Origin of the sequence: Ostreiculturibacter nitratireducens (genome assembly GCF_032670585.1) — a bacterium.
In the GTDB taxonomy this organism is placed as follows: domain Bacteria; phylum Pseudomonadota; class Alphaproteobacteria; order Rhodobacterales; family Rhodobacteraceae; genus Ostreiculturibacter; species Ostreiculturibacter nitratireducens.
In genome coordinates, this window is the sequence record NZ_JAVQHL010000001.1 from 816,682 (window position 1) to 838,133 (window position 21,452).

Annotated in this window: 23 protein-coding genes; 4 read left to right on the forward strand and 19 right to left on the reverse strand. The window is 65.7% G+C overall.

The window, feature by feature from the left end; translation table 11 throughout:
• Positions 1 to 22: 22 nt before the first annotated feature.
• The 11 genes from ABCN56_RS03895 to ABCN56_RS03945 all read right to left on the reverse strand — a co-directional run bounded on the left by ABCN56_RS03895 (position 23) and on the right by ABCN56_RS03945 (position 9,927).
• Complete coding sequence (locus ABCN56_RS03895; protein WP_425466081.1) at positions 23 to 1,252, reverse strand: FCSD flavin-binding domain-containing protein; 1,230 nt, start codon at positions 1,250 to 1,252, stop codon at positions 23 to 25.
• Between the two features lie 55 nt (positions 1,253 to 1,307).
• On the reverse strand, positions 1,308 to 2,018 hold the full coding sequence (locus tag ABCN56_RS03900; RefSeq protein WP_343079456.1) for a c-type cytochrome: 711 nt from the start codon (positions 2,016 to 2,018) through the stop codon (positions 1,308 to 1,310).
• Between the two features lie 4 nt (positions 2,019 to 2,022).
• Positions 2,023 to 3,108 carry a c-type cytochrome gene (locus tag ABCN56_RS03905; RefSeq protein ID WP_343079457.1) on the reverse strand — a complete coding sequence of 362 codons (1,086 nt, stop codon included), beginning with the start codon at positions 3,106 to 3,108 and terminating at the stop codon, positions 2,023 to 2,025.
• Positions 3,092 to 4,390 carry a sulfite dehydrogenase gene (gene soxC / locus ABCN56_RS03910; protein ID WP_425466068.1) on the reverse strand — a complete coding sequence of 433 codons (1,299 nt, stop codon included), beginning with the start codon at positions 4,388 to 4,390 and terminating at the stop codon, positions 3,092 to 3,094. The genes ABCN56_RS03905 and soxC overlap by 17 nt, the downstream gene beginning before the upstream one ends.
• A gap of 14 nt (positions 4,391 to 4,404) precedes the next feature.
• A complete protein-coding gene (gene soxB / locus ABCN56_RS03915; protein WP_343079458.1) occupies positions 4,405 to 6,096 on the reverse strand; it encodes a thiosulfohydrolase SoxB in 1,692 nt (563 codons plus the stop codon).
• A 138-nt stretch (positions 6,097 to 6,234) separates the two neighbouring features.
• A complete protein-coding gene (gene soxA, locus ABCN56_RS03920) occupies positions 6,235 to 7,092 on the reverse strand; it encodes a sulfur oxidation c-type cytochrome SoxA (protein WP_343079459.1) in 858 nt (285 codons plus the stop codon).
• A gap of 68 nt (positions 7,093 to 7,160) precedes the next feature.
• A complete protein-coding gene (soxZ, locus tag ABCN56_RS03925; protein WP_343079460.1) occupies positions 7,161 to 7,490 on the reverse strand; it encodes a thiosulfate oxidation carrier complex protein SoxZ in 330 nt (109 codons plus the stop codon).
• 17 nt (positions 7,491 to 7,507) lie between these two features.
• Positions 7,508 to 7,930, reverse strand: a complete 423-nt coding sequence (gene soxY / locus ABCN56_RS03930; RefSeq protein WP_343079461.1) for a thiosulfate oxidation carrier protein SoxY — start codon at positions 7,928 to 7,930, stop codon at positions 7,508 to 7,510.
• Between the two features lie 33 nt (positions 7,931 to 7,963).
• Entirely contained in the window at positions 7,964 to 8,440 is a 477-nt protein-coding gene (gene soxX, locus ABCN56_RS03935; RefSeq protein WP_343079462.1) for a sulfur oxidation c-type cytochrome SoxX, read from the reverse strand.
• A 154-nt stretch (positions 8,441 to 8,594) separates the two neighbouring features.
• The gene (locus ABCN56_RS03940; RefSeq protein ID WP_343079463.1) at positions 8,595 to 9,167 is read right to left on the reverse strand and encodes a thioredoxin family protein; all 573 of its coding nucleotides are present in this window, start codon (positions 9,165 to 9,167) and stop codon (positions 8,595 to 8,597) included.
• A gap of 19 nt (positions 9,168 to 9,186) precedes the next feature.
• Complete coding sequence (locus ABCN56_RS03945; protein ID WP_343079464.1) at positions 9,187 to 9,927, reverse strand: cytochrome c biogenesis CcdA family protein; 741 nt, start codon at positions 9,925 to 9,927, stop codon at positions 9,187 to 9,189.
• Positions 9,928 to 10,011: 84 nt separating this feature from the next.
• Here ABCN56_RS03945 and ABCN56_RS03950 point away from each other — a divergent pair, with 84 nt between their 5' ends.
• The 4 genes from ABCN56_RS03950 (at position 10,012) to ABCN56_RS03965 (ending at position 12,894) form a co-directional block, all read left to right on the forward strand.
• Positions 10,012 to 10,401: a thioredoxin family protein gene (locus ABCN56_RS03950; RefSeq protein ID WP_343079465.1), complete on the forward strand. Its 390-nt coding sequence runs from the start codon at positions 10,012 to 10,014 to the stop codon at positions 10,399 to 10,401.
• A 231-nt stretch (positions 10,402 to 10,632) separates the two neighbouring features.
• Positions 10,633 to 11,016, forward strand: coding sequence for an ArsR/SmtB family transcription factor (locus ABCN56_RS03955; RefSeq protein ID WP_425466069.1), 384 nt, complete (start codon positions 10,633 to 10,635; stop codon positions 11,014 to 11,016).
• 39 nt (positions 11,017 to 11,055) lie between these two features.
• Positions 11,056 to 12,102, forward strand: coding sequence for a YeeE/YedE family protein (locus ABCN56_RS03960; RefSeq protein WP_343079466.1), 1,047 nt, complete (start codon positions 11,056 to 11,058; stop codon positions 12,100 to 12,102).
• A gap of 117 nt (positions 12,103 to 12,219) precedes the next feature.
• On the forward strand, positions 12,220 to 12,894 hold the full coding sequence (locus tag ABCN56_RS03965; RefSeq protein WP_343080113.1) for a glutathione S-transferase family protein: 675 nt from the start codon (positions 12,220 to 12,222) through the stop codon (positions 12,892 to 12,894).
• Between the two features lie 18 nt (positions 12,895 to 12,912).
• Here the strand turns inward: ABCN56_RS03965 and ABCN56_RS03970 are convergent, their stop codons facing one another.
• From ABCN56_RS03970 to ABCN56_RS04005, 8 genes are read right to left on the reverse strand one after another with little or no spacing between them, the layout of a single operon-like run.
• Positions 12,913 to 13,605, reverse strand: coding sequence for an HAD-IA family hydrolase (locus ABCN56_RS03970; protein WP_343079467.1), 693 nt, complete (start codon positions 13,603 to 13,605; stop codon positions 12,913 to 12,915).
• Positions 13,602 to 14,261 (reverse strand): phosphoglycolate phosphatase, encoded by a 660-nt coding sequence (gene gph, locus ABCN56_RS03975; RefSeq protein WP_343079468.1) that lies wholly within the window; start codon positions 14,259 to 14,261, stop codon positions 13,602 to 13,604. The genes ABCN56_RS03970 and gph overlap by 4 nt, the downstream gene beginning before the upstream one ends.
• Positions 14,258 to 14,953, reverse strand: coding sequence for a ribulose-phosphate 3-epimerase (gene rpe / locus ABCN56_RS03980; RefSeq protein WP_343079469.1), 696 nt, complete (start codon positions 14,951 to 14,953; stop codon positions 14,258 to 14,260). The genes gph and rpe overlap by 4 nt, the downstream gene beginning before the upstream one ends.
• Before the next feature lie 56 nt (positions 14,954 to 15,009).
• Positions 15,010 to 16,398, reverse strand: coding sequence for a ribulose-bisphosphate carboxylase (locus ABCN56_RS03985; protein ID WP_343079470.1), 1,389 nt, complete (start codon positions 16,396 to 16,398; stop codon positions 15,010 to 15,012).
• A gap of 22 nt (positions 16,399 to 16,420) precedes the next feature.
• A complete protein-coding gene (gene fba / locus ABCN56_RS03990) occupies positions 16,421 to 17,500 on the reverse strand; it encodes a class II fructose-bisphosphate aldolase (RefSeq protein ID WP_343079471.1) in 1,080 nt (359 codons plus the stop codon).
• Between the two features lie 49 nt (positions 17,501 to 17,549).
• Positions 17,550 to 18,551 carry a type I glyceraldehyde-3-phosphate dehydrogenase gene (gene gap / locus ABCN56_RS03995; protein WP_343079472.1) on the reverse strand — a complete coding sequence of 334 codons (1,002 nt, stop codon included), beginning with the start codon at positions 18,549 to 18,551 and terminating at the stop codon, positions 17,550 to 17,552.
• Between the two features lie 20 nt (positions 18,552 to 18,571).
• Positions 18,572 to 20,560 carry a transketolase gene (tkt, locus tag ABCN56_RS04000; RefSeq protein ID WP_343079473.1) on the reverse strand — a complete coding sequence of 663 codons (1,989 nt, stop codon included), beginning with the start codon at positions 20,558 to 20,560 and terminating at the stop codon, positions 18,572 to 18,574.
• A 13-nt stretch (positions 20,561 to 20,573) separates the two neighbouring features.
• Positions 20,574 to 21,446 (reverse strand): phosphoribulokinase, encoded by an 873-nt coding sequence (locus ABCN56_RS04005; RefSeq protein ID WP_343079474.1) that lies wholly within the window; start codon positions 21,444 to 21,446, stop codon positions 20,574 to 20,576.
• Positions 21,447 to 21,452 lie beyond the last annotated feature (6 nt).

The window sequence follows — 21,452 nt, forward strand, 5'->3', positions numbered from 1 at the left end:
ACGCCTCGTCCAGTGGGCGCGCTCAGCCGAAGATGTCCGCCGTGATCCCCGCATACCAGCCGAGCGATTCCTCGTAGGTCGCTTTCCTGAGGTCGGCCGCCTCCCCCGTCTGGCTGATGAAGCTTTCGACCGAGGCGATCTTCTCCTCGGTCGCCTCGTAGGCCGCGCCGACCTTGACGCCGTCATCGGCGTCGATGAGCGACCAGCAGGTGTTGGAATACTTGGCCGGAAACACCTTGGATCCGGTCAGGTCGCCCCGGATCGCCATTGCCGCGACCTTGGCCTGGCTGTTCGCGGCGAAGGCGGACTTCGGCATGTCGCCCTGCGCGGCGGCGTCGCCGAGGATGTAGACCTTGGGATCGAGGCGCGAGGCCATGCTGTAGGGATTGACCGGCGCCCAGTCGCCCTCGGTCACGCCTGCGATTTCCGCGATCCGCCCCGCCTTCTGACCGGGGATCACGTTGCAGACATCCACTTTCTCGACCACCCCGTCGATCACCACCTCCATCGCATCCGGCCGCACCTCGACCTTGTCGCCGCCGAAATCCGGGCCGATCCGCGTGATCATGCCGGAATAGTGGTGATCCCATCCCTCCTCGAAAAGCGCCTGCTTGGAGTATTTCTCCTTCGGGTCGACGATCAGGATCTTCGCCGTCGGGTTCTTCTCCCTCAGCAGATGCGCGACCATGGAGACCCTCTCGTAGGGTCCGGGCGGGCAGCGGTAGGGGTTGGGCGGTGCGACCATGCAGAAGGTTCCGCCGTCCCGCATCGCTTCGACCTGCGCCTTCAGAAGCTCGGTCTGGCTCCCGGCCTTGTAGGCATGCGGCATGAGGTTCTGCGCCGTGATGTCCCAGCCGGGCACCGAGCCCTCGCGGAAATCGATCCCAGGCGAAAGCACCAGCCGATCCCAGCCGATCGTCGCGCCGCCGGCGAGCGTCACGGTCCGTGCCTCGCGGTCAACACCCAGGGCCCAGTCATGGACCACGTTCACCCCGTAATCCGAGGCGAGCGTTCCGTAGTCATGCGCGAGGCTGTCGAATTCCCGGAAACCGCCGATGAAAAGGTTCGAAAAGAAGCAGGTGTAATAGGCGCGGGAGGGTTCGATCAGCACGACGTCGATCGCGCCCTTGCTGTCCTTCGCGATATAGCGCGCGGCGGTTGCACCCCCTGCCCCGCCACCGACGACGACGACCCGCGGCCTCGCCTGACCCAACGCCGCCGGTGCTGCGAGCGCCGCCGACGCGGCGACCATCCCGCCAAGGAAACTGCGTCTGTCATGGGCCACGTTCGTCCTCCCTTGTTGCCGCTCACTGCTCCAGTGAACCGAAATAGGCGGCGAGCGCGGCGATTTCCTCGTCGGACAGCCGTCCGGCCATCATCTGCATGACGGGATGCGGACGCAACTTCTGCTTGTAGGCATGCATGGCGACGACGAAATCCTCCTCTGGCCAGAGAGTGATCGAGGGGATGCCCTGGTCCGATCCGTCGCGCTGGTGGCAGGCCTGGCATTCCGAGCCGAGGTATTCGCCGTATTCCGGGTCGCCCTTCAGCGCGAGTATCTCCGGCGAGAGGTCCGGAAGCGAGCGGACCGCCGTTGGCTCCGCCTCCGGGATGTCGCGTGGCTTGTCGGAGTAATCGCGCAGGAAGGCGATGAGGTCCGCCCTGTCCTCCGGGTCCTTCAGCCCGTCGTAGGACATGCGCGTGCCAGACACGAGGGCCTTCGGGTTCTCGATGTAGGCGTCGAGGGTCTGCAGCGTCCAGGTCAGCCCATCGCGGCCCATCCGGGTCATGCTCTTCGAATACGGGAAGCCTTCCATGCTGGCCGCGCGCCGTCCGAAAAGACCGTTCAGCGGCGGGCCGACGGCGGCTTCGGCACCGGGGCCGATCCGATGGCAGTCCCGGCATTCCTCCCACAGTCCGGCGCCGCGTTTCGCGTCACCGATAAGCTCCGCCCCCGCGGGTGAGCCCGCGAGGGCGAGACAGGCGGCGAGGACCGGGAAAGAGGTCCGCCGCCCCAAGGCATCAGCCTCCAAAGGTCGACAGGTAGGCAATCACCGCGTCGATCTCGTCCTGCTTCTTCAGACCGGCGAAGGTCATCTTGGTCTTCGGCACGTAGCCCCTCGGGTCCGCGAGGAAGGCGCCGAGGGTCTCGGCATTCCACACGAGCCCGCCCGAGGCCGCGTCCGCCAGCGCCGGCGAGTAGCGGAAGCCGTCGACGGTCGCCGCCGCGCGCCCGACGATGCCGTTGAGCACCGGACCGACTGCGTTCTTCGCACCCTCGCCGACCTTGTGGCAGGCGGCACACTTCTTGAAGGCCTTCTCGCCAGCCTCGACCAGCGCCGGGTCGACCTCGGCCACGGCGACCTCGTCGGCGGGCACTTCCTCCGCTGTCTCTTCGACCGTTGCCTCGGCCACGAGCTCTTCCGCCGGAGCTTCCGCCGCAGCCTCTTCGGCCGGGGCGGCGTCGTCCGTCTGGTCGTCCGGCGTCACGTCGAGCACGGTGGCGTGCATCGTGATCTCGACCGTCTCCTTGCAGTTCTCCATGCACGGTTCGCGGACGAATTCCGCCAGTTCCAGCGTGTCACGGTCGTCCTCGATGAACCCGCCCGCGTTCGGCATCTCCACCTCGAGGAAGTTCTCGTTCGACAGGACGAAGTCGTCCTCGACGAGGTCGTTCACGTAGAGGATGTAGGCTACGATCGCGTAGACCTCGTCGGTCTCAAGCGACTGGGCATTACCGAAGGGCATCGACCGGTGGACGTAGTCCCAGACGGTCGACAGGTACGGCCAGTAGGACCCCACCGTCTTGACCGGATCCGCGCGGTCCAGCGTGTCGAAACCGCCCGCGAGAACGGGCCAGCGGCCGACCGCCTCGCCGAACTCGCCGTGGCAGGCCGCACACTTCTCCGAGAACATCATCTCGCCGTCCTCGACGCTGCCCGAGCCCGGCGGAAGACCGAGCCCGTCGGGGCGCACGTCGACGTCCCAGGCCGCAATTTCTTCGGGGGCCGCGGGACGGCCGAGGCCGAATTTCTCCGCGAAGGCGGGTGAGGCGATCAGCGCCGAAGCAAGGGCGGATCCGACAACCAGATTACGAAACTTCGACATTCTCTGCCTCCCCGCTCGCCTTGACCCACCAGGTCTGGATGCAGTTGTTGTGGTAGATCGAATTCACGCCGCGGAAGGCGCGAAGCTCTGTCTTGGTGGGCTGCACATAGCCCGTGGAATCGATGGCCCGCGATTGCAGCAGCATCTCGGACCCGTCCCAGACGTGGTCGAAATAGAACCGCGTCAGCGCCTTGTCCTGACCCGGCGCGGCTAGCCGCGCTTCCTTCCAGGTCTTGCCGCCGTCCAGCGACACGTCCACCCGAGCGATCGAGCCGCGACCCGACCAGGCGAGGCCCGTGATGACCAGCGGTCCCGGCCCGTGCTTGATCGGCGACTGAGGCGAGGGGCTCGTGATGACGGACTTCGCATCCATCACCCAGGTCCACTTGCGCGAGGTGCCGTCCTCGAGCGTGTCAGTGTATTTCGAGGTTTCCTCGCGGCTCTCCCAGGGCTGGTCGCCGACTTCGACGCGGCGCAGCCACTTCACCCACATGTTGCCTTCCCAGCCCGGCACGACGAGCCGCACGGGATAGCCGTGCTCCTTCCGGAGCGCCTCGCCATTGGCCTTGAAGGCCACGAGGCAGTCATCCATCGCCTTTTCCAGCGGGATCGAGCGGCCGTTCGACGACGCGTCCGCGCCCTCGACATAGATCCACTTGCCCTCGGGCTTCACGCCCGCCTCTTCGAGGAGCGTGCGGAGCGGCACGCCGGTGTATTCCATGTTGTGGATCATGCCGTGCGTGAACTGCGCGCCATTGAGCTGCGCGCCGGCCCATTCCATGCCGGTGTTCGCCGCGCATTCGAGGAAGAAGGTGCGCGTCACGCGCGGGAAGCGCTCGAGGTCCTCGTAGGTGAAGACCAGGGGCGTATCCACGAGGCCGTTGATCATCAGCCGGTAGTCCGCCTTCGACAGCTCGATCGCGCCCGAATGGTGACGCTCGAAGGCGCAGCCCTGCGGCGTGATCGTGCCGTCGAGCGCATGGATCGGCGTGAAGTTGATCGAGGAAATCGCGTCCGCGGTCAGCCAGCTCACGTTCCGCCGCACCACGTCGCTTTCGTAGTGGATCGGCAGCCCGTAGGGCGTCGCGTCCACGCCGTCACCCCAGCCCTGCGCCCAGGACTGGACCTCGGTGATGAGGGGATCGGGTGCCCCCTGCGCGCGCGCCAGCCCCGCCCCGGCAAGCGCACCGCCAGCCGCGAGGGTCGTCGTCAGGAAACCCCGGCGGCTCGTGCCCTTCCTCTCGGTTCCATCCATGGAAACCTCCTTCGTCTCGTCTTTCATCTCTTGCCCCCGCACTAGGCGCCGGTCACCTGGACGGAGGTGTTCGGCTCCACCGTCACAGTGCCCTTGCGCTTGAGGTATGCTTCCACCACGTCCCAGATCGCCGGGCCCTCGGTGCCTTCGTTCACGCTCGCCCAGCCGGAGACGACGTAGGTCTTGGCCGGGTCGATCGGTTCGCCCGTCTTCAGTTGGACCATGTCGGTGATGCGCGAGCCCTGCGGCTTCGATACGTCGATCTTGTAGCCCATGCCGCCCACGCGGACCATGTCGCCACCCTGCTGATAGTAGGGATCCGGGTTGAAGAGGTTGTCGGCCACGTCCTCGAGGATCGTGTGCAGTGTCTCGCCCGTCATCTCGCTGCGGTAGGCCGCCGGGTAGGACATGGCGGTCGCGTTGTGCAAGTCCTCGCGGGTGATCGGTTCGCCCGGCAGAAGCGACGGCCCCCAGCGGAAGCCGGGGCTGAGCGCGATGTCCGCCTCGCGCTCTTCCAGAAGCGCCTGGCAGATCAGGTCGTCCCAGGTGCCGTTGAAGTTACCGCGCCGGTAGAGAAGGCTGTCGGTCGTGCCCAGCACTTCGTCGAGTTCCGCCTGGAACGGCGCGCGCTCGCCGTCGATCACCGCCGTCATCTCCGCGTCCGGCGTGATGACGTCCGAGAAGATCGGGATCAGCTTGTGGCGGAAGCCCATCATCTGGCCGTTCTGCACGTCGAGATCGACGCGGCTGACGAACTTCCCGTTCGAGCCGGAGGCGATGAGAATGGTCTTGCCGACCATGACCGGCTCAGGGAGAGCGTCATGGGTGTGGCCGGTGAGGATCACGTCGATCCCCTCGACGCGGGAGGCCATCTTGCGGTCCACGTCGAAGCCGTTGTGCGACAGCACGACGACCAGGTCGGCGCCGGCGTCGCGCACCTCCTGCACGACCTCGGCCATGCGTTCCTCGCGCACGCCGAACGACAGGCCGGGGAACATCCATTTCGGGTTGGCGATCGGCAGATAGGGGAAGGCCTGGCCGATCACGGCGATCTTGGCGCCGCCGCGTTCGAACATCTTGTAGGGCTCGTAGGCCGGCTCATCCCACTCGGCGTCGAAGATGTTTGCGCCGAGGAAGGCGAATGGCAGCGAGTCGACGATCTCGGTCACGCGGTCGATGCCCAGCGTGAATTCCCAGTGCGAGGTCATCGCGTCGGGCGCAAGCGCGTTCATCACGTTGACCATGTCCTGGCCCTTCGTGCGCTCCGCGGTAAGCGAACCCTGCCAGGTGTCGCCGCCGTCAAGAAGCAGCGCGTCAGGCCGCGCCGCGCGGATCGCCTTAATGACCGTCGCCACGCGGTCGAGGCCGCCCATCTTGCCGTAGCCCTTCGCGAGCGCCACGAAATCCTCGTAGGTCAGCGCGTAGGCATGCGGCGTGCCGCTTTCGATGTTGAACATCTTCAGGAAGTCCGCGCCAGTGACGTGCGGCGGCTGACCCTTCACTTCGCCGATGCCCAGGTTGATCTCGGGTTCGCGGAACCAGATCGGCTTCAGCTGGGCATGGATGTCGGTGATGTGAATCAGCGTGACGTTGCCAAAGGTTTCGAAGTCCAGAAGCTGGTCCTGGGTAAGCGCCTGCTGCGCTGCCAGTTTGCCCCAGTTCCCCACCCCGGATGCGCCCCAGATCGCCGAGGCCGCTATGGTGGCCTGGAGGAAATCGCGTCGCGAAATCATGTTCCTCTCCTTCGAGTTCACGGCAAGGGCCACCCCACGGAATCGCTTCCGCAGGCTTCGCCTCGCCGAGCAGTCGTGAAAAAATGTCCTAACAAATAGGAACCCGGGCGACGTGGCCGCCCGGGCCCGGAATTCCTGTCAGTTGCGGATCGACGGCCCTTCGACCGAAAGCCCGTTGCCGCGCGACGCGACGTAGAGTTCCAGCGCGATGAACTCAGGAGAGCCCGGCTTGAACGTCTCGGCGCGGGTGTCGCGAATGCAGCCCTTGAAGCGGTTGTGGATCGACGACAGCTTCGCGTCCTTCAGACGGTAGACCGGGAAGCCGTTGATCTGCCCCTGGGACAGGTGGTCGGCGCGGATGAAGTTGCCGTAGTTGTCCTCGTGGCAGTTCGAGCAGGAAAGCTCGAGCTGACCGTAGCGGGTGTAGTACATCTCCTTGCCCTGCTCCCAGTACGGGGCGGCGGGACCGTCGATGGCCACGTTCATCGGCATGCCGCGCGACACGGAGGAGATGAGCGCCGTCATGTTGACCATGTCCGCGCTGTCCCAATCCCAGGCCTCGGCGCCCATGCGCTCGGTCCGGCAGTCATTGATGTACATCTCGAGCGTGTACATCTCGCCCTTCGCCTCGTTGAACTTCGGCATCTGGGTGCGGACACCCTTCATGCTCTCGGCGTCTTCGTGGCAGGAGGCGCAGGACTTCCCTTCGGCGCCGTCAGCCGTCGCCCAGACATCCATGGCGGCCTCAACCCCGAGCATGCCCGGGTTGTCGAAATCGTCCGCCTGCATCGCGCGGGTGTCGTCCTCGCGGAAATGCCAGCCGGAATACTGCTCGGACAAGCCCTCGATGTAGTCCGGCGCCGCGTCGGTATGCGTGATCATCTCGATCTCGCCATTGACGACCAGCGTGTCATCCACCGGCTCGGCCAAGGCCGCCGTGCCCAGAAGGGCAAAGGCGAAGGCGGCGCAGCTACCGGCGAGTTTATTGTATTTCATCCCTTTTCCTCCCTGTATGGCACGCCGCCCCCAACAAGGCGGCGGCGGCCCAAGCCTTGCCTCTCCCGTCAGGCGATGGTGATCGACTGCGTGTCCTCGTAGACGGAGCCGTCGTCGTCGTACCAGGTGAACTTGAAGTCACCGGCCGCATCCACCTTGGCGTCGAACTCGAAATAGGGGTTGGTCGAAATCGCCGGCTCGAGCGTGACGTCGATCACGTTCACGCCGTTGAAGTCGCAGGTGAACCGGTTGATGATCGAGCGCGGGATCACGTTGCCCGAGCTGTCCTTCCGCTGGCCCGATTCCATCGGGTGGCTGATCAGGGTCTTGATCGTGACGACCTCGCCGGCGGCAGCCGACTTGGGCACTTTCACGCGGGGTTTGACATCACTTGCCATGTCTAATCTCTCCTCACTCAGCCGCCGCAGCCGCCGATGGTGACTTTCACGGTCGATTGCGCCTGAACGAAGCTGCCATCGGCCATCTTCGCGATCGCGATCACGTCCTGGGTCTTCGCCAGGCGGATACGCGTCGAGGCCATCTGCGAGCCCGCGGCGGGACCGAAGTTGATGGTGCAGACCGACGGCGTCGGGTTGCCTGCGGCCATGATCATGATCGAGGTCGCGCCGGGCGCGTCCACGCTGATCGGCACGGTGTTGCCGTTCTCGGCGATCTCGGGGGCGGTGAGCGTCAGGCCGCCCGTTCCCACTGCGGCGCCGCCGGTGAAGGCAGCGGTCAGCTCCTCGACAGAACCGGAGGCCATCGCCGGCAGCGGCAGGACCGCGGCAGCGACGCCGCCGAGGCCGAGCGCCAGGGCTTCACGTCTGGAAAGTTTCATGTGCATCTCCTCGTCTTTCCCGGACCCGTCCGATCACTCTTTCAGAGTGAGCAGGTAGGCCACGACATCCTCGACCTGTTGCGCCGTCAGCAGGGGCGGCAGGCCCTCCGCCGGCGCGGCCTTGCCCGTGAAGGCATCGCCAGGCCGGATATATCCCTCGTTCTTGTAGAATGCGGGCATGATCGTGCCCTCGTAGGTCATCTTCGCGTTGGCGACGATGCCGCGCAGAGCCGCCTCATCCCAGCGGTCCGCGACACCATCGAGCGTCGGCCCGATGTTGCCCTGGAAGGGCACGTCCGGCATCGCCGACACGGCGTGGCACGCAACGCAATTGCCGAGCCCCCTGTTGCTCATCACCTTCGCGCCCTCTTCCGGATTGCCCGGCGTGCCCGTCAGCGATTCCGCGACTGCACCGACGTCGAAGACCACGTCGCCCGGCGCCATTTCCCCCTGAGCGGCTGTCGCCGCGATCACGGACACCGTGACGCCGATCATGATGTGGCGTTTCATTCTGGTCCTCCCTGAATGTCTCCCGAATCCGACGATACCCGAGGTATGCGGCGGCATGCAACACGAAATTCATATGTTTGCATGTGAACCCGACCCCGCCCGTTCACCGTTGTGGGGCTCGTTCCCGTGAAGGAACCACTTCTGCGGCCCCGCGTCAATTACCCGCATTCACGCGTTCGGCCACGTATTTCTGGAAATGCTCACCCGATTCGTACCCGTGGTCCTTGACCCAGGTCAGGAGTGCAGACATCGTGCCCCGCTTGAAGGAGCCGGGCATCGTCACGACCGCGGCTTCCGCCGCCGTCTGCCCTTCCGGCACCTCTTCGGGCAGGAACATCATCGTCGGGGTGAACAGGATGCCCCATTTCACCGCCATGTCCTTCTCCGACAGCGTCTCGCCGTCGAAATCCGTGACCTCGACATCGCCGAAGAGGTTCAGCTGCACGACGAAATAGTTGTCGGCGATCAGCGCGTCGATCTCTGGATCGGGAAAGACGCTCTCGTGCATCTCGGTGCAGTAGATGCAGCCGCGCTGTTCCCAGATGAGCATCAGGCGCTTGCCCTCGGAATTGGCCTCGGCGAGGTCCTCGGCCATGTCCTTGAAGGTGTTGCGCATCCAGTGCGTCTTGTGGAGCCCGTCGTCGCCCAGTTCGGCGGCCGTGGCCGGAGCGCCGAGCGAGATACCCGACAGGCAGGCGGCGGCGATTGCGGCAGCGAGACGGTTCATATTATCCTCCCCCGAGAGATCATTTCAGAGTTCCACTCCAGTCGAAGTTCTCTACCAGCCACTGCGATAGTATCGAAACGGAATTCGTGGCGATGAGGATGGCGAAGACGATCAGCATCACCCCCATCACCCTTTCCACATAGAACATGTACCTGCGATTCCGGTTGACCCATGCGAGGAAAGGCTGGGCGAAGATCGCGGCGATCACGAAGGGCGATGTCATCGCGAGCCCGAATACCAGCACGAGCCCCGTGCCCTGCATCAGGGTCTCCTTCATCGAGGCGAGGAGCAGGATCGAGGTGAGCACCGGCCCGACGCAGGCCGTCCAGCCGAAGCCGAAGGCGAGGCCCATGACGTAGGCTCCGATGATCGTCTTCGGGTCAGATTTGCTTTCCATCCTGGCCTCGCGCATCAGGAACGGGATCCGCAGGATACCCACGAAATGCAGGCCGAATACGAAGATCACCGCCGCCGCGATGTAGGAGAGTTCCTCCTTCCACATCCGGAAGGCCTGCCCGGCCGCCGTGGCGCCAAGCCCAAAGAGCCCGAAGATCGTCGTGACGCCCAGCGCGAAGAAGAGCGCTGACACGAACAGACGCCGCTGCGCCCCGGTCGCGATCTGCCCGTTGCCACGCAGTTCGGCTACGGACATCCCGCCCATGTAGCTGAAATAGAAAGGCACCATCGGCAGCACGCACGGCGAGAAGAACGCCAGGAACCCCGCCAGTGCTGCGCCGCCATAAGAGACGTCGAAATCCATCGTTTTCCTCAAGCCGATGCTCCGGCTTGATCCGGACGCACATACACATTACAATTTTTATATGTAAAAGCGAGGGCGTCAATAATGCTCAAGTCGCTGCCTGCGTTGTTCATGGTGGCCCTGACCACTCTCATTGCGGGTCCGGGGGCAGCCGAAATGCGCCTTGTCATGGTCGAACAGCCGGGCTGCGTGTATTGTGCCGAGTGGGACCACGAGATCGCCGACATCTATCCCCTGACGCCCGAAGGCAAGGCTGCGCCACTCGAAAGAGCGCAACTGCGCGGCCCCTACCCGGAGGGCGTGAATCTCGACATGCCGCCAATCTTCACGCCAACCTTCATCCTTCTGAACGACGGTACCGAAGTCGGGCGGATCGAGGGCTATCCGGGCGAGGATTTCTTCTGGGGGCTGCTCGGCCAGATGATGGCGGCAACCGGTGAATTCGCCGCGCCCGCCCCGGCGGCGGGGGGTTGAGGATGCGCGGGCCAGCGGCACGCGCCTGGACGCACCGTGCCGCAACGGCAACAGCTACAGGCTCGTGGCGGGGCCGGATTTCAGGCTTTGCCTCGCTTTCGCCAAACGGAGATGCTATCGGGCGACGAAACGCGACGGGACATGCGAGGGCTCGAAACCGGGCTCCGTGTTGCAGGAAACAGGCATATGCGGCGTAAAGGCGAGCCGCGTGATGCCGGGGGGAAAAAGTTGATGGCGCCGGACTCGGGCAAGATCAATCTTGAGGAAACGGCCGCGCCGGTCGAGGGATGCTCCTCGCTTGACCCCGCGGACATGACGAAGCGGGCCGAGGATGCGGCAGGCTTTCTCAAGGCTCTCGCGCACGAGGGGCGGCTCATGATCCTGTGCCATCTTTCGACCGGCGAGAAGTCCGTTACCGAACTTGAAAACCTTCTCTCCTCGCGGCAGGCTGCCGTCAGCCAGCAGCTCGCGCGACTGCGGCTCGAAGGGCTCGTCACATGCCGCCGTGATGGCAAGACGATCTACTATTCGCTCTCCGATCCGAAGGCCGCGCGCATGATCGGGCTGGTCTACGAGATGTTTTGCGGCCCTTCCGACACGACCGTCGGGGCCTAGCACTGAGAGGCCCGTGAGGGCCCACGGGGGGAGATCAAGATGGATGGACTGCCGCCGGGTGTCCTGGCCGCGCTGATTGGTCTGGCGGGCGGGATTGTATTGGGGCTCGCAGGGCGGCTTGGTGAGTTCTGCACGCTCGGCGCGATCGAAACCGCGATGTACGGCGAAGATCAGCGCCGGCTTCGCACCTGGGGCATTGTCCTCGGCGCCGCGATCATCGGGGCCTTCCTGGCCGAGGCGACCGGATACGCCAACCTCACCGCGACCTTCTACCACACGATCGCCTGGAACCCCCTCGCCTCCATCGTCGGAGGCCTGATCTTCGGATACGGAATGGCGATGGCCGGGAACTGCGGCTTTGGAGCGCTTGTGCGCTTCGGCGGCGGCGACCTGCGTTCGCTCGTCATCGTCGTCGTCCTGGGCATCTTCGCCTTCGTCACGCTTTCAGGCCCGCTCGCGCCCCTGCGCGCGGCGCTCTTTCCGCAGATCGACGCAAGCACGCCGCAAGGCATCGCGCACTGGCTGTCCGCGCGCACGGGGCTCCCGCCCCTCGCCTTCGCGCTTCCCGTCGGACTGGCCGCGTTTGCCTGGGCGCTGGCGCACGCGCCGCTCCGCCAGTCGCCCAAGCGCATCGGCTGGGGCGTCGCGGCCGGGCTGGCGATCGTCTGGTGCCTTGCGGGAACGTCCTGGCTTCACGCCGACACGCTTGGCGAGATCGGCGTGGAGGGCGCCTCCTTCACCGCGCCGCTCGGCCGCACGATCATCTTCTTCATGACCTCGACAGCGGGCGGCATCACCTTCTCGGTGGGACTCGTGGCCGGCGTTCTCGTCGGCGCCTTCACCGGCTCGGCCTTCCGCGGCCTCTTCCGCTGGGAAGCCTGCGAGGACCCGCGCGAGCTTGGCCGCCAGGTTTCCGGCGCGGCCATGATGGGTATCGGCGGCACGATCGCCCTCGGCTGCTCCATTGGCCAGGGCCTGACCGCCATGTCGGTGCTCGCCTTCTCCGCTCCGGTCACGCTCGCCGCGATCGGCGCGGGCGCTGCCCTGGGCCTGCGGCACCTGATCGGCGGTTTCCAGCCGGAATAGGCCACTTGCCCCCGGCAATCCGCCGCATTTCATCAGCGCTGGTCAGTACCTATCTTGACTGTGCACGAGGGCCGAAACGGTTCGGTCCCGGATGACCGGCTGCATGACGAGGAACGCATGATCGACCTGTACACCTGGACCACGCCCAACGGACGCAAGATCTCCATCGCGCTGGAGGAGATGGGCCTGCCCTACACCGTCCACCCGGTGAACCTGCAGAAGGGCGAACAGCATTCCCCCGAATTCGCGAAGATCAGCCCGAACGAGAAGATCCCCGCGATCGTTGACCGCGACGAAGGCATCACGTTGATGGAATCCGGTGCGATCCTCATCTACCTCGCCGAGAAGTCCGGCAAGTTCCTCCCGACGGAGACGCGCGCTCGGTTCGAGGTGCTGCAATGGCTGATGTGGCAGATGGGCGGGTTCGGCCCGATGCTCGGCCAGGCGCACCAGTTCCTGAAATACAACCCCGGCGTCTCCGAGTTCGCCGAGAAGCGGTATGGCGACGAGGCGAAGCGGCTCTACGGCGTCCTCGACCGGCGGTTGGCCGAGTCGCCCTATGTGGGGGGGTCCGAACTGTCCATCGCCGACTTCGCGACCTGGCCCTGGGCCTCGCGCTTCGAATACCAGCGGATCGACCTGACGGCCTATTCGAACGTCTGCCGCTGGTATCACGAACTCGCCGACCGGCCCGCCTTCCGGCGCGGCTATGACGTGCCCCATTTCGTGCACGAGATTCCCCGCCCCGGGTGCACGCTCGCAAGCGCGCCGACGGCGAATTCGGCCGGCTGACGCGGCGTGGGACGCGGGTCAGAAGATCCGGCGGGCAAGCGGCTCTGGCAGGTCTTGCCGCCGTAGGCTGGGGATGACCCAGTCGGCCCCGGCGAAGTCGTCGTGGGCAGTGTAAGTGGATGGCGTCACCACGACCCTCAGCCCGGCATCCCGCGCCGACAGGACACCGTTCCGGCTGTCCTCGAACGCGATCGCGCGGTCGGGCGACACGCCGAGACGGTCGAGAGCCAGCGCGTAGACATCCGGCGCAGGCTTCTTGCGCGCCACCTCGTCGCCCGCCGCGACGACGTGGAACACGGCCTCGGCTGGCTCGCCCCAGCAGGCGCGGCAGAGCGCATCGACGTTCGGCCGGTTCGTCGTCGTCGCCACGGCCACGCGGAGCCCTGCGGCGCGGGCGATCTTCACGAGGTCAGCAACTCCGGCCCGAAGCTCCAGCCCGCCGCTCGCGACGATCTCGCCGTAGCGGCGGGTCTTGTCGGCGTGCATCGCGGCGATGTCGAGCCCCTCGGGCAGTCCGCCGATCTCCGCCCCGAAGGCTCGGATGCGCTCTTTCCCGCCCGTAGTCTTCAGTAGCCTCACGTAATCCTCGGCGCTCCAGTGCCAGTTCAGACCGTATTCGGGGAAAGTCTCGTTGAAGGCCCGGCGGTGGGCCTCCTCCGTCTCCGCGAGCGTTCCGTCGACGTCGAAGACAAGCGCGGCGAGATCGCTCATGCGGCGCGGTCCTGGATCTGACGCACCACCTGCGGCAGCACGCGGAAGTCCTCGAAGATCATGTCATGCGGGATCTGCTCCAGCGGAGCCTTGCGATAGCCTCCCGAGAAAAGCGCAAACGGCATCCGGGCATTCTGCGCGGTTTCCGCGTCGATCTCGCTGTCGCCGACATAGATGCCTGGCCGCCCGAGCATCTCGAACGCCCTGAGGAGCCCGTCGGGCTCCGGCTTCTTCACCGGCAGGCTGTCGCCGGCGACGACGGCGCCGAAAAGGCTGTCGATGCCGAAATGGGAAAGGATCGTCTCGGTCGGCACGAGCGGCTTGTTCGTGCAGAGGCCAATGGGATGACCCGCCGCGTGCAGTTCGTCCAGAGCCTCCGCGACACCGGGAAAGAGCCGGGTGAGCGTCCCGTTCACCGCGTTGTAGTGGTCGAGCACGCGGGCGCTGAGCTCTCCGTGGCGCGACATGTCGACGCCTTGCGCACCCATCACCCGCTCCACGAGCTTCGGAAGCCCGTTGCCGATGAAGGAGGTGATGGTCGGAAGGTCGAGCGGCGGCAGCCGCTCTTCCTCCAGCATCCTCGCCACGGCGAGGTGGATGTCGGGCGCGCTGTGAACCAGCGTGCCATCGAGGTCGAAGACGATGGGCAGCGTCATGCGGCTTTCCGGGCCTCCTCGGCCGCCGCCCGGATCGCCCGGATGTTGGCGCCGTAAGGGGCCGGGTCCGCGACCGAACCGCCCCGGAACACCGCCGATCCCGCGACCAGCACGTCCGCCCCCGCCCCGGCCACCAGGGGCGCGGTCGCCGGGTCGACACCTCCGTCGATTTCGATATGGATCGGACGATCCCCGATCATCGCGCGAAGTTTATTCACCTTGTCTATCTGGGAATGAATGAACTTCTGCCCTCCGAAGCCGGGATTCACCGTCATCACGCAGATGAGGTCCACCATGTCGAGGAGGTATTCCGCGCTTTCCGCAGGCGTGCCGGGGTTGAGCGCGAGCCCCGCCTTCGCCCCTGCCCCGCGGATCGCCTGGAGCGTGCGGTGGATATGGGGCCCGGCCTCGACATGCGCGGTGATGATGTCCGCGCCCGCTTCGGCGAAGGCGTCGATATAGGGATCCACTGGCGCGATCATCAGGTGGACGTCCATGACCGTCTTGATGTGCGGGCGGATCGCCTTGCACATCGCGGGGCCGAAGGTGAGGTTCGGCACGAAATGGCCGTCCATGACGTCCACATGGATCCAGTCGGCGCCCTGCGCCTCGACCGCTTCGATCTCGCGCCCGAAATTGGCGAAATCGGCGGAGAGGATCGACGGGGCGATCTTGATGGAACGGTCGAGCATGGATTCCTCCAGAAAGAGTAGGTCCGGGGCGCTTCGGAAGCACCCCGGCAGGATAATCAGGCAGCGGAATTGATCCGCAGGGCTTGGCGCCAGTTGGGGTATAGCTTGTCCGCGTCCTGCGGGAAACTCTCGAAAGCGCGGGCGAATTCCTTGTGGTCCTTGGCGAACTCCACGGGATCCGCGCCCTCCTTCCAGCATTGTTCCGCCTGCCGGAGCGAGGTCGCCCCAGCCGCCGCCCCGTCGATATGCCCGAAGGAACCGCCGCCAGCCGTCATGATCAGGTTCGAATGGCCGAGATTCGTGAAGAAGCCCGGCATACGGAGCGCGTTCATCCCGCCCGAGATGATCGGCGTCGTCGGGTTCATGCCGTTCCATTCCTGGTGGTAGAACGGCCCGTCCGCGCTGTCGTCGGTGATCATGTAGGCCATAAGCTTGTCCGCGGCCTCGCCTTCCATCTTTCCGAATCCCATCGTCCCGGTGTGGATGCCGCTCGCGCCCTGCATCCGGGCCATCTTCGACAGGACGAAGGCGGTGTAGCCGCGCTTCGACTGGGGCGAGGTCACGGCGCCGTGGCCCGCGCGATGGTAGTGCAGGTACTGGCGCGGGAAGCGGCGGCGGGCGGTGGTGATCGCGGCCGGGCCGGTGACATAGCCATCGACGAGGAAGGCCACATGCTCGGCGTTCTCGGCGAAGGTTTCGAGGATGTATTCACCCCTCGCGATCATCTCGAAGGGATCATCGGCGGTGATGTTCGCGGAAAAAAGCTTCGCCTGCCCGGTCTTGTCCTGCGCGCGCTTCATCGCGTCCGCCACGAGCGGGATCGTTTCCTTCAACGGGGCGAAGAGCTGGTTGCCCTGCGGTTCGTCGTTCTTGATGAAGTCTCCGCCCAGCCAGAAGTCATAGCAGGCGTCCGCGAAGGGCTTCGGGCGCAGGCCGAGCTTCGGCTTGATGATCGTGCCGACGATGAAACCACCGTTAACATGCGGCCGGCCAAGGACGCGCCAGAGATCGGAAATCGTCGTCGAGGGACCGTCGAAGAGCCGCAGGAAAGCCGGCGGCACGTAGAAGTCGTGCATCTTGGCGTATTCCACGTCGCCCATGCCCTGGTTGTTGCCGATGCAGAGCGTGAGGAAAGAACAGATCATCGCCCGCCCGTCGGTGATATTGCGGTCGAAAAGCTCGACCGGATAGGCGATCTTCATGATCTCCTTCTCCGGGTCGATCTCATAGACGAGCGCATCGACGCCGCGGGTGAAGTCGTCGGTCGTCGAGACGTCGACGTTGGTCCCGGTCGAACTTTCGGCGGCGAAGTGCGCGGCCGTTGCGATGTAGCTTCCGAAGCCCTCCTTTGGCTTCATGATGTAGGTGACAAGCACGTGCTTGCCTCCGGCGATCAGGTCCTTTTCCTTCAGGTCGAGGCGGGCATAGCGGTTGGACTGGTCCATTGGGTCGCTCCTTTTCAGCTGGTCACGCGGCCTGGGCGGCTGCAATCCGGGGATCGAGCGCGCCGCTGGCATAGCGCCGCGCCATGTCATCGATGGAAATCGCCTTGATCCTGCTGGCGTGTCCGGCGGTGCCGAAGCGCTCGAACCGGTCCTTGCAGAGGGCTTCGAGCTCCTTCATCGCCGGGATCATGAACTTCCGCGGGTCGAATTCCTCGGGCTTCTCGGCGGCCAGCTTGCGGAACTGGCCCGTCATCGCCATGCGGCAGTCGGTGTCGATGTTGACCTTGCGCACACCCATGCGGATGCCGCGCTCGATCTCCTCAACCGGGACGCCATAGGTCTGCGGCATGTGGCCGCCAAACTGGTTGATGACGTCCTGAAGATATTGCGGCACCGAGGAGGAGCCGTGCATCACAAGATGCGTGTTCGGGAGCTTCTCGTGGATCGCGGCGATGGTGGACATCGACAGGATCTCTCCATCCGGCTTACGGCTGAACTTGTAGGCGCCGTGAGAGGTTCCGCAGGCGATGGCAAGCGCATCGACCTTGGTGCGCATCACGAAATCCACCGCCTGGTCCGGGTCGGTCAGAAGCTGGTCGTGGCTGAGCGTACCTTCGGCCCCCGATCCGTCCTCGGCCGCCGCCTCGCCTGTCTCGAGGCTGCCGAGCACGCCGAGCTCGCCTTCGACAGAGGCGCCGACCGCGTGGGCGGCCTCGGTAACGCGGGTGGTGATCGCCACGTTATAGTCGTAGCTCGCCGGCGTCTTCATGTCCGCCTCGAGCGAGCCGTCCATCATCACCGAGGTGAAGCCGTGGCGGATCGCCGAGAGGCAGGTCGCCTCGTTGTTGCCGTGGTCCTGGTGCAGGACGATCGGAATGTCGGGATACATCTCGGTCAGTGCCTGAACCATGTGGCGCAGCATGATGTCGCCCGCGTAGGACCGCGCGCCGCGGCTCGCCTGGAGGATCACCGGCGCGTCGCAGGCCTCCGCCGCCCTCAGGATCGCCAGCCCCTGTTCCATGTTGTTGATGTTGAAGGCCGGCACGCCGTATTCGTTGTCGGCGGCGTGATCTAGAAGTTGTCTGAGCGTGATGAATGCCATTAGGGCCTCCCTTGGGCGAGTTCCTGTTCGGTGATCGGGGCGAGGCGCATCAGTGCAGCCGCCCCATTGCGACGGCGGTGTCGGCCATACGGTTCGAAAAACCCCATTCGTTGTCGTACCAGGTGAGAATGCGGACCATCGTGCCGTCCATCACCTTGGTCTGGTCCATGTGGAAGACCGACGAATGCGGGTCGTGGTTGAAGTCCATCGAGACGTTGGGGTGGTCGGTGTAGCCGAGCACCCCGTTCAGGGGCCCATCGGCGGCCGCGCGGATCGCGGCGTTGACCTCTTCGACGCTGGTCGGTCGCGCCGCCTCGAATACGAGGTCCACGACGGAAACGTTGGGCGTCGGCACGCGGATCGCCACGCCGTCGAGCTTGCCGTTGAGTTCCGGCAGGACGAGGCCCACGGCCTTCGCGGCGCCCGTCGAGGTCGGGATCATCGACAGCGCCGCCGCGCGGGCCCGGTAGAGGTCCCTGTGATAGGTGTCGAGCGTCGGCTGGTCGCCGGTGTAGCTGTGGATCGTCGTCATGAAGCCCTTGGTGATGCCGATAGCGTCGTTCAGTACCTTGGCCACCGGCGACAGGCAGTTCGTCGTGCAGGAGGCGTTCGAGACGATGAGGTCGTCCTTCGTCAGCGTGCCGTGGTTCACGCCGTAGACGATGGTCTTGTCCGCGCCGGAGGCCGGGGCGGAAACGAGGACGCGCCCGGAGCCGTTTTCCAGATGCAGGGCCGCCTTGTCGCGGGCGGTGAAGATCCCTGTGCATTCGAGCGCGACATCCACGCCGTCCCACGGCAGCTTCGCCGGGTCACGTTCGGCCGTGACACGTATGGGGCCGGTGCCCGCGTCGATCCTGTCGCCGTTCACCGTGACCCTGTGTGGAAAGCGGCCATGGACGCTGTCGAATTGCAGGAGGTGGGCGTTGGTCTCGACCGGACCTAGATCATTGATCGCGACCACCTCGATATCGGTGCGGCCCGCCTCCACGATCCCGCGCAGGACGTTGCGGCCGATGCGTCCGAATCCGTTGATGGCAACTCTGACGGTCATGTCCGCTCCCTCTTCATCGCTCAGATCATGTCGCGGGCGCGCGCAGCGACGGCCTCCGCGGTAATGCCGAAGTGGCGGTACAGGTCCGGGGCCGGGGCCGAGGCCCCGAAGCTGGACATCCCGACAAAGGCGTCATCGGGGCGGAGCATCAGGCCCCAGCCCTGCCGGACCGCCGCCTCGATCCCGATGCGGGGGGCCTCGCCCAGCACCTCGGCCCGCGTTTTGCGGTCGGCGTCGGCGAAAAGCTCGAAACAGGGAGCCGAGACGACCGCGGCGCGGATGCCGTCGGCTTCCAGGAGATCGGCGGCCGCGCAGGCGATCTCGACCTCCGAGCCCGTCGCGATCAGCGTGACCTGCCGAGTGCCCTGCGCCTCCCGCAGTATGTAGGCGCCACGCGCGGTCATGTTCGCGTCCACGTGGCGCGTCCGCAGCGTCGGCAGGTTCTGCCGCGACAGCGCGAGAACCGAAGGCGTCGATGGCGAGGTGGCCGCAAGCTGCCAGGCCTCCGCCGTTTCCACCGCATCGGCGGGGCGGAACACGCGCATGTTCGGCATGGCCCTAAGCGAGGCGAGCGTCTCGACCGGCTGATGGGTCGGACCGTCCTCGCCAAGGCCGATAGAGTCATGCGTCATCACATAGACGACCGGCACACCCATCAGCGACGAAAGCCGCATGGCCGGACGGGCGTAATCGGCGAAGACGAGGAACGTGCCGCCATAGGGCCTCAGGCCGCCATGCAGCGCGATGCCGTTCATCGCGGCCGCCATGCCGTGTTCGCGGACGCCGTAATGGACGTAGTTCCCGGAATAGTCACCCGGCGTGACGGATTTCATCCCCGATGACCTGGTGTTGTTCGACCCGGTAAGGTCCGCCGACCCTCCGACCGTGTTCGGCAGCGTGCCGTTCACAACCTCCAGCGCCATCTCGCTCGCCTTCCGGGTCGCAACCTTGGGCGCGTCCTGGCTCAGGCGGTGCTTGTAGGCGGTGATCGCGGCGTCGAGCGCCTTCGCATCAGGAGCGGCGAGGGCTTCGCGCAGGGCATCCGCCTTCGGGCTCTTCGTCAGCCGCGCCTGCCAGGCCTCGCGCGCATCCCGCCCCCGCGCCGCGGCCCTGCGCCAGCCGTCACGGACGTCCTGCGGGATTTCGAAGGGTGGATGGGTCCAGCCCAGAGCCTCGCGCGCGGCCTCGATCTCGGCGGCACCCAGCGGCGCGCCGTGCACGTCGTGGCTGCCCTGCTTGTTCGGCGCGCCGAAGCCGATGATCGTCCTGCAGGCGACGAGGGAGGGACGCGCGTCGGCCCGAGCCGCCTCGATCGCCGCTGCCACGGCCTCCTTGTCGTGCCCATCGACGGCCTGCACGTGCCACCCCGCCGCGGCGAACCGCGCCTTCTGGTCGGTCGAAGTCGACAGATGCGTGCCACCGTCGATGGTGATGCCGTTGTCGTCCCAAAGAACGATCAGCCGGCCAAGCTTCATATGCCCCGCGAAGTCGATCGCCTCGTGGCTGATCCCCTCCATCAGGCATCCGTCCCCGGCGATGACATAGGTCCAGTGGTCCACCAGGTCGTCGCCGAAACGGGCATTCAACATCCGCTCGGCCAGCGCCATGCCGACGGCGGTCGATATCCCCTGCCCCAAGGGGCCCGTCGTCGTCTCGACGCCCTTCGCATGGCCGTATTCCGGATGCCCCGCCGTCCGGCTGCCGAGCTGGCGAAAGGCGCGGATCTGGTCCATCCCCATGTCGTCGTAGCCCATGAGGTGGTTGATCGCGTAGACCAGCATCGAGCCATGGCCCGCCGACATCACGAACCGGTCGCGGTCGGGCCAGCGGTCGTCGGCCGGATCGACATTCACGAAGCGCGAGAACAGAACCGTCGCCACGTCCGCCATGCCCATCGGCGCGCCGGGATGGCCCGAATTCGCCGCCTGCACCGCATCCATCGCCAGCGCGCGGATCGCGTTCGCCATGCGGTCTTCGAGCGTCACGGAGATCGGAGCTTGGGTGTTCATCGCCGGACCCTCCTCAGGCGCGCTTGGATTCGTGGACGAGGCGCTTGACCATCGGCGTGAAGATCAGTTGCATCGCGAGGTCGAGCTTGCCGCCCGGGATCACGATGGAGTTGGCGCGGCTCATCCAGCTGTCGTGGATCATCGTGGTGAGGTAGGGGAAATCGATGCCCCTCGGGTCCCGGAACCGGATCACCACGAGGCTCTCGTCGGCGGTCGGGATCCAGCGCGCGATGAAGGGGTTCGATGTGTCGACGACCGGCACGCGCTGGAAGTTGATGTCGGTCTGGGTGAACTGCGGGCAGATGCAATGCACGTAGGCGTGCATCCGGCGCAGGATCACGTCGGTCACGGCCTCCGTGGTATAGCCCCGGCTCGCCTTGTCGCGATGGATCTTCTGGATCCATTCGAGGTTGATGACCGGCACGACGCCGATCTTGAGGTCGGCCTTGCCGGCGATGTCGACCTCGTCGTTCTTCACGGCGCCATGGAGCCCTTCGTAGAACAGAAGGTCCGATCCGCTTTCGAAGGCTTCCCAGTCGGTGAAGGTGCCCGGCTCGGCCCCGTAGCGTTCGGCCTCCACCGTGTCATGGACGTAGTGGCGCGTCTTGCCGCCCCCGGTCTCGCCGTATTCGCGAAACACGTCCTCCAGCTTGTCGAGGATGTTGGCGTCGTAGGAGAAATGGCTGAAGGTCATGTCCCCGGCGGCCTTGCGGGTATCGAGCTCGGCCTTCATCGCCGCTCGGTCATAGCGGTGGAACGCGTCCCCTTCGATCGAGACGGCCTTGATCCCCTCGCGCCGGAAGATCTGGTCGAAGGTCGACTTGATCGTCGTGGTCCCCGCGCCGGACGATCCGGTGACGGAGACGATGGGATGCTTCTTGGACATCTTTTC

Bases quoted from the DNA above. Each gene is read 5' to 3' on its own strand.
- ABCN56_RS03945 (WP_343079464.1), bottom strand. From the start codon at position 9,927: ATGGATTTCGACGTCTCTTATGGCGGCGCAGCACTGGCGGGGTTCCTG.
- gap (WP_343079472.1), bottom strand. From the start codon at position 18,551: ATGACCGTCAGAGTTGCCATCAACGGATTCGGACGCATCGGCCGCAAC.
- ABCN56_RS04005 (WP_343079474.1), bottom strand. From the start codon at position 21,446: ATGTCCAAGAAGCATCCCATCGTCTCCGTCACCGGATCGTCCGGCGCG.
- fba (WP_343079471.1), bottom strand. From the start codon at position 17,500: ATGGCATTCATCACGCTCAGACAACTTCTAGATCACGCCGCCGACAAC.
- ABCN56_RS03960 (WP_343079466.1), top strand. From the start codon at position 11,056: ATGGATGGACTGCCGCCGGGTGTCCTGGCCGCGCTGATTGGTCTGGCG.
- soxB (WP_343079458.1), bottom strand. From the start codon at position 6,096: ATGATTTCGCGACGCGATTTCCTCCAGGCCACCATAGCGGCCTCGGCG.
- ABCN56_RS03970 (WP_343079467.1), bottom strand. From the start codon at position 13,605: ATGAGCGATCTCGCCGCGCTTGTCTTCGACGTCGACGGAACGCTCGCG.
- soxC (WP_425466068.1), bottom strand. From the start codon at position 4,390: ATGAAAGACGAGACGAAGGAGGTTTCCATGGATGGAACCGAGAGGAAG.
- soxY (WP_343079461.1), bottom strand. From the start codon at position 7,930: ATGAAACTTTCCAGACGTGAAGCCCTGGCGCTCGGCCTCGGCGGCGTC.
- ABCN56_RS03950 (WP_343079465.1), top strand. From the start codon at position 10,012: ATGCTCAAGTCGCTGCCTGCGTTGTTCATGGTGGCCCTGACCACTCTC.
- soxA (WP_343079459.1), bottom strand. From the start codon at position 7,092: ATGAAATACAATAAACTCGCCGGTAGCTGCGCCGCCTTCGCCTTTGCC.
- ABCN56_RS03985 (WP_343079470.1), bottom strand. From the start codon at position 16,398: ATGGACCAGTCCAACCGCTATGCCCGCCTCGACCTGAAGGAAAAGGAC.
- soxZ (WP_343079460.1), bottom strand. From the start codon at position 7,490: ATGGCAAGTGATGTCAAACCCCGCGTGAAAGTGCCCAAGTCGGCTGCC.
- ABCN56_RS03940 (WP_343079463.1), bottom strand. From the start codon at position 9,167: ATGAACCGTCTCGCTGCCGCAATCGCCGCCGCCTGCCTGTCGGGTATC.
- ABCN56_RS03905 (WP_343079457.1), bottom strand. From the start codon at position 3,108: ATGTCGAAGTTTCGTAATCTGGTTGTCGGATCCGCCCTTGCTTCGGCG.
- ABCN56_RS03895 (WP_425466081.1), bottom strand. From the start codon at position 1,252: ATGGTCGCCGCGTCGGCGGCGCTCGCAGCACCGGCGGCGTTGGGTCAG.
- gph (WP_343079468.1), bottom strand. From the start codon at position 14,261: ATGACGCTGCCCATCGTCTTCGACCTCGATGGCACGCTGGTTCACAGC.
- rpe (WP_343079469.1), bottom strand. From the start codon at position 14,953: ATGCTCGACCGTTCCATCAAGATCGCCCCGTCGATCCTCTCCGCCGAT.
- ABCN56_RS03965 (WP_343080113.1), top strand. From the start codon at position 12,220: ATGATCGACCTGTACACCTGGACCACGCCCAACGGACGCAAGATCTCC.
- soxX (WP_343079462.1), bottom strand. From the start codon at position 8,440: ATGAAACGCCACATCATGATCGGCGTCACGGTGTCCGTGATCGCGGCG.
- tkt (WP_343079473.1), bottom strand. From the start codon at position 20,560: ATGAACACCCAAGCTCCGATCTCCGTGACGCTCGAAGACCGCATGGCG.
- ABCN56_RS03955 (WP_425466069.1), top strand. From the start codon at position 10,633: ATGGCGCCGGACTCGGGCAAGATCAATCTTGAGGAAACGGCCGCGCCG.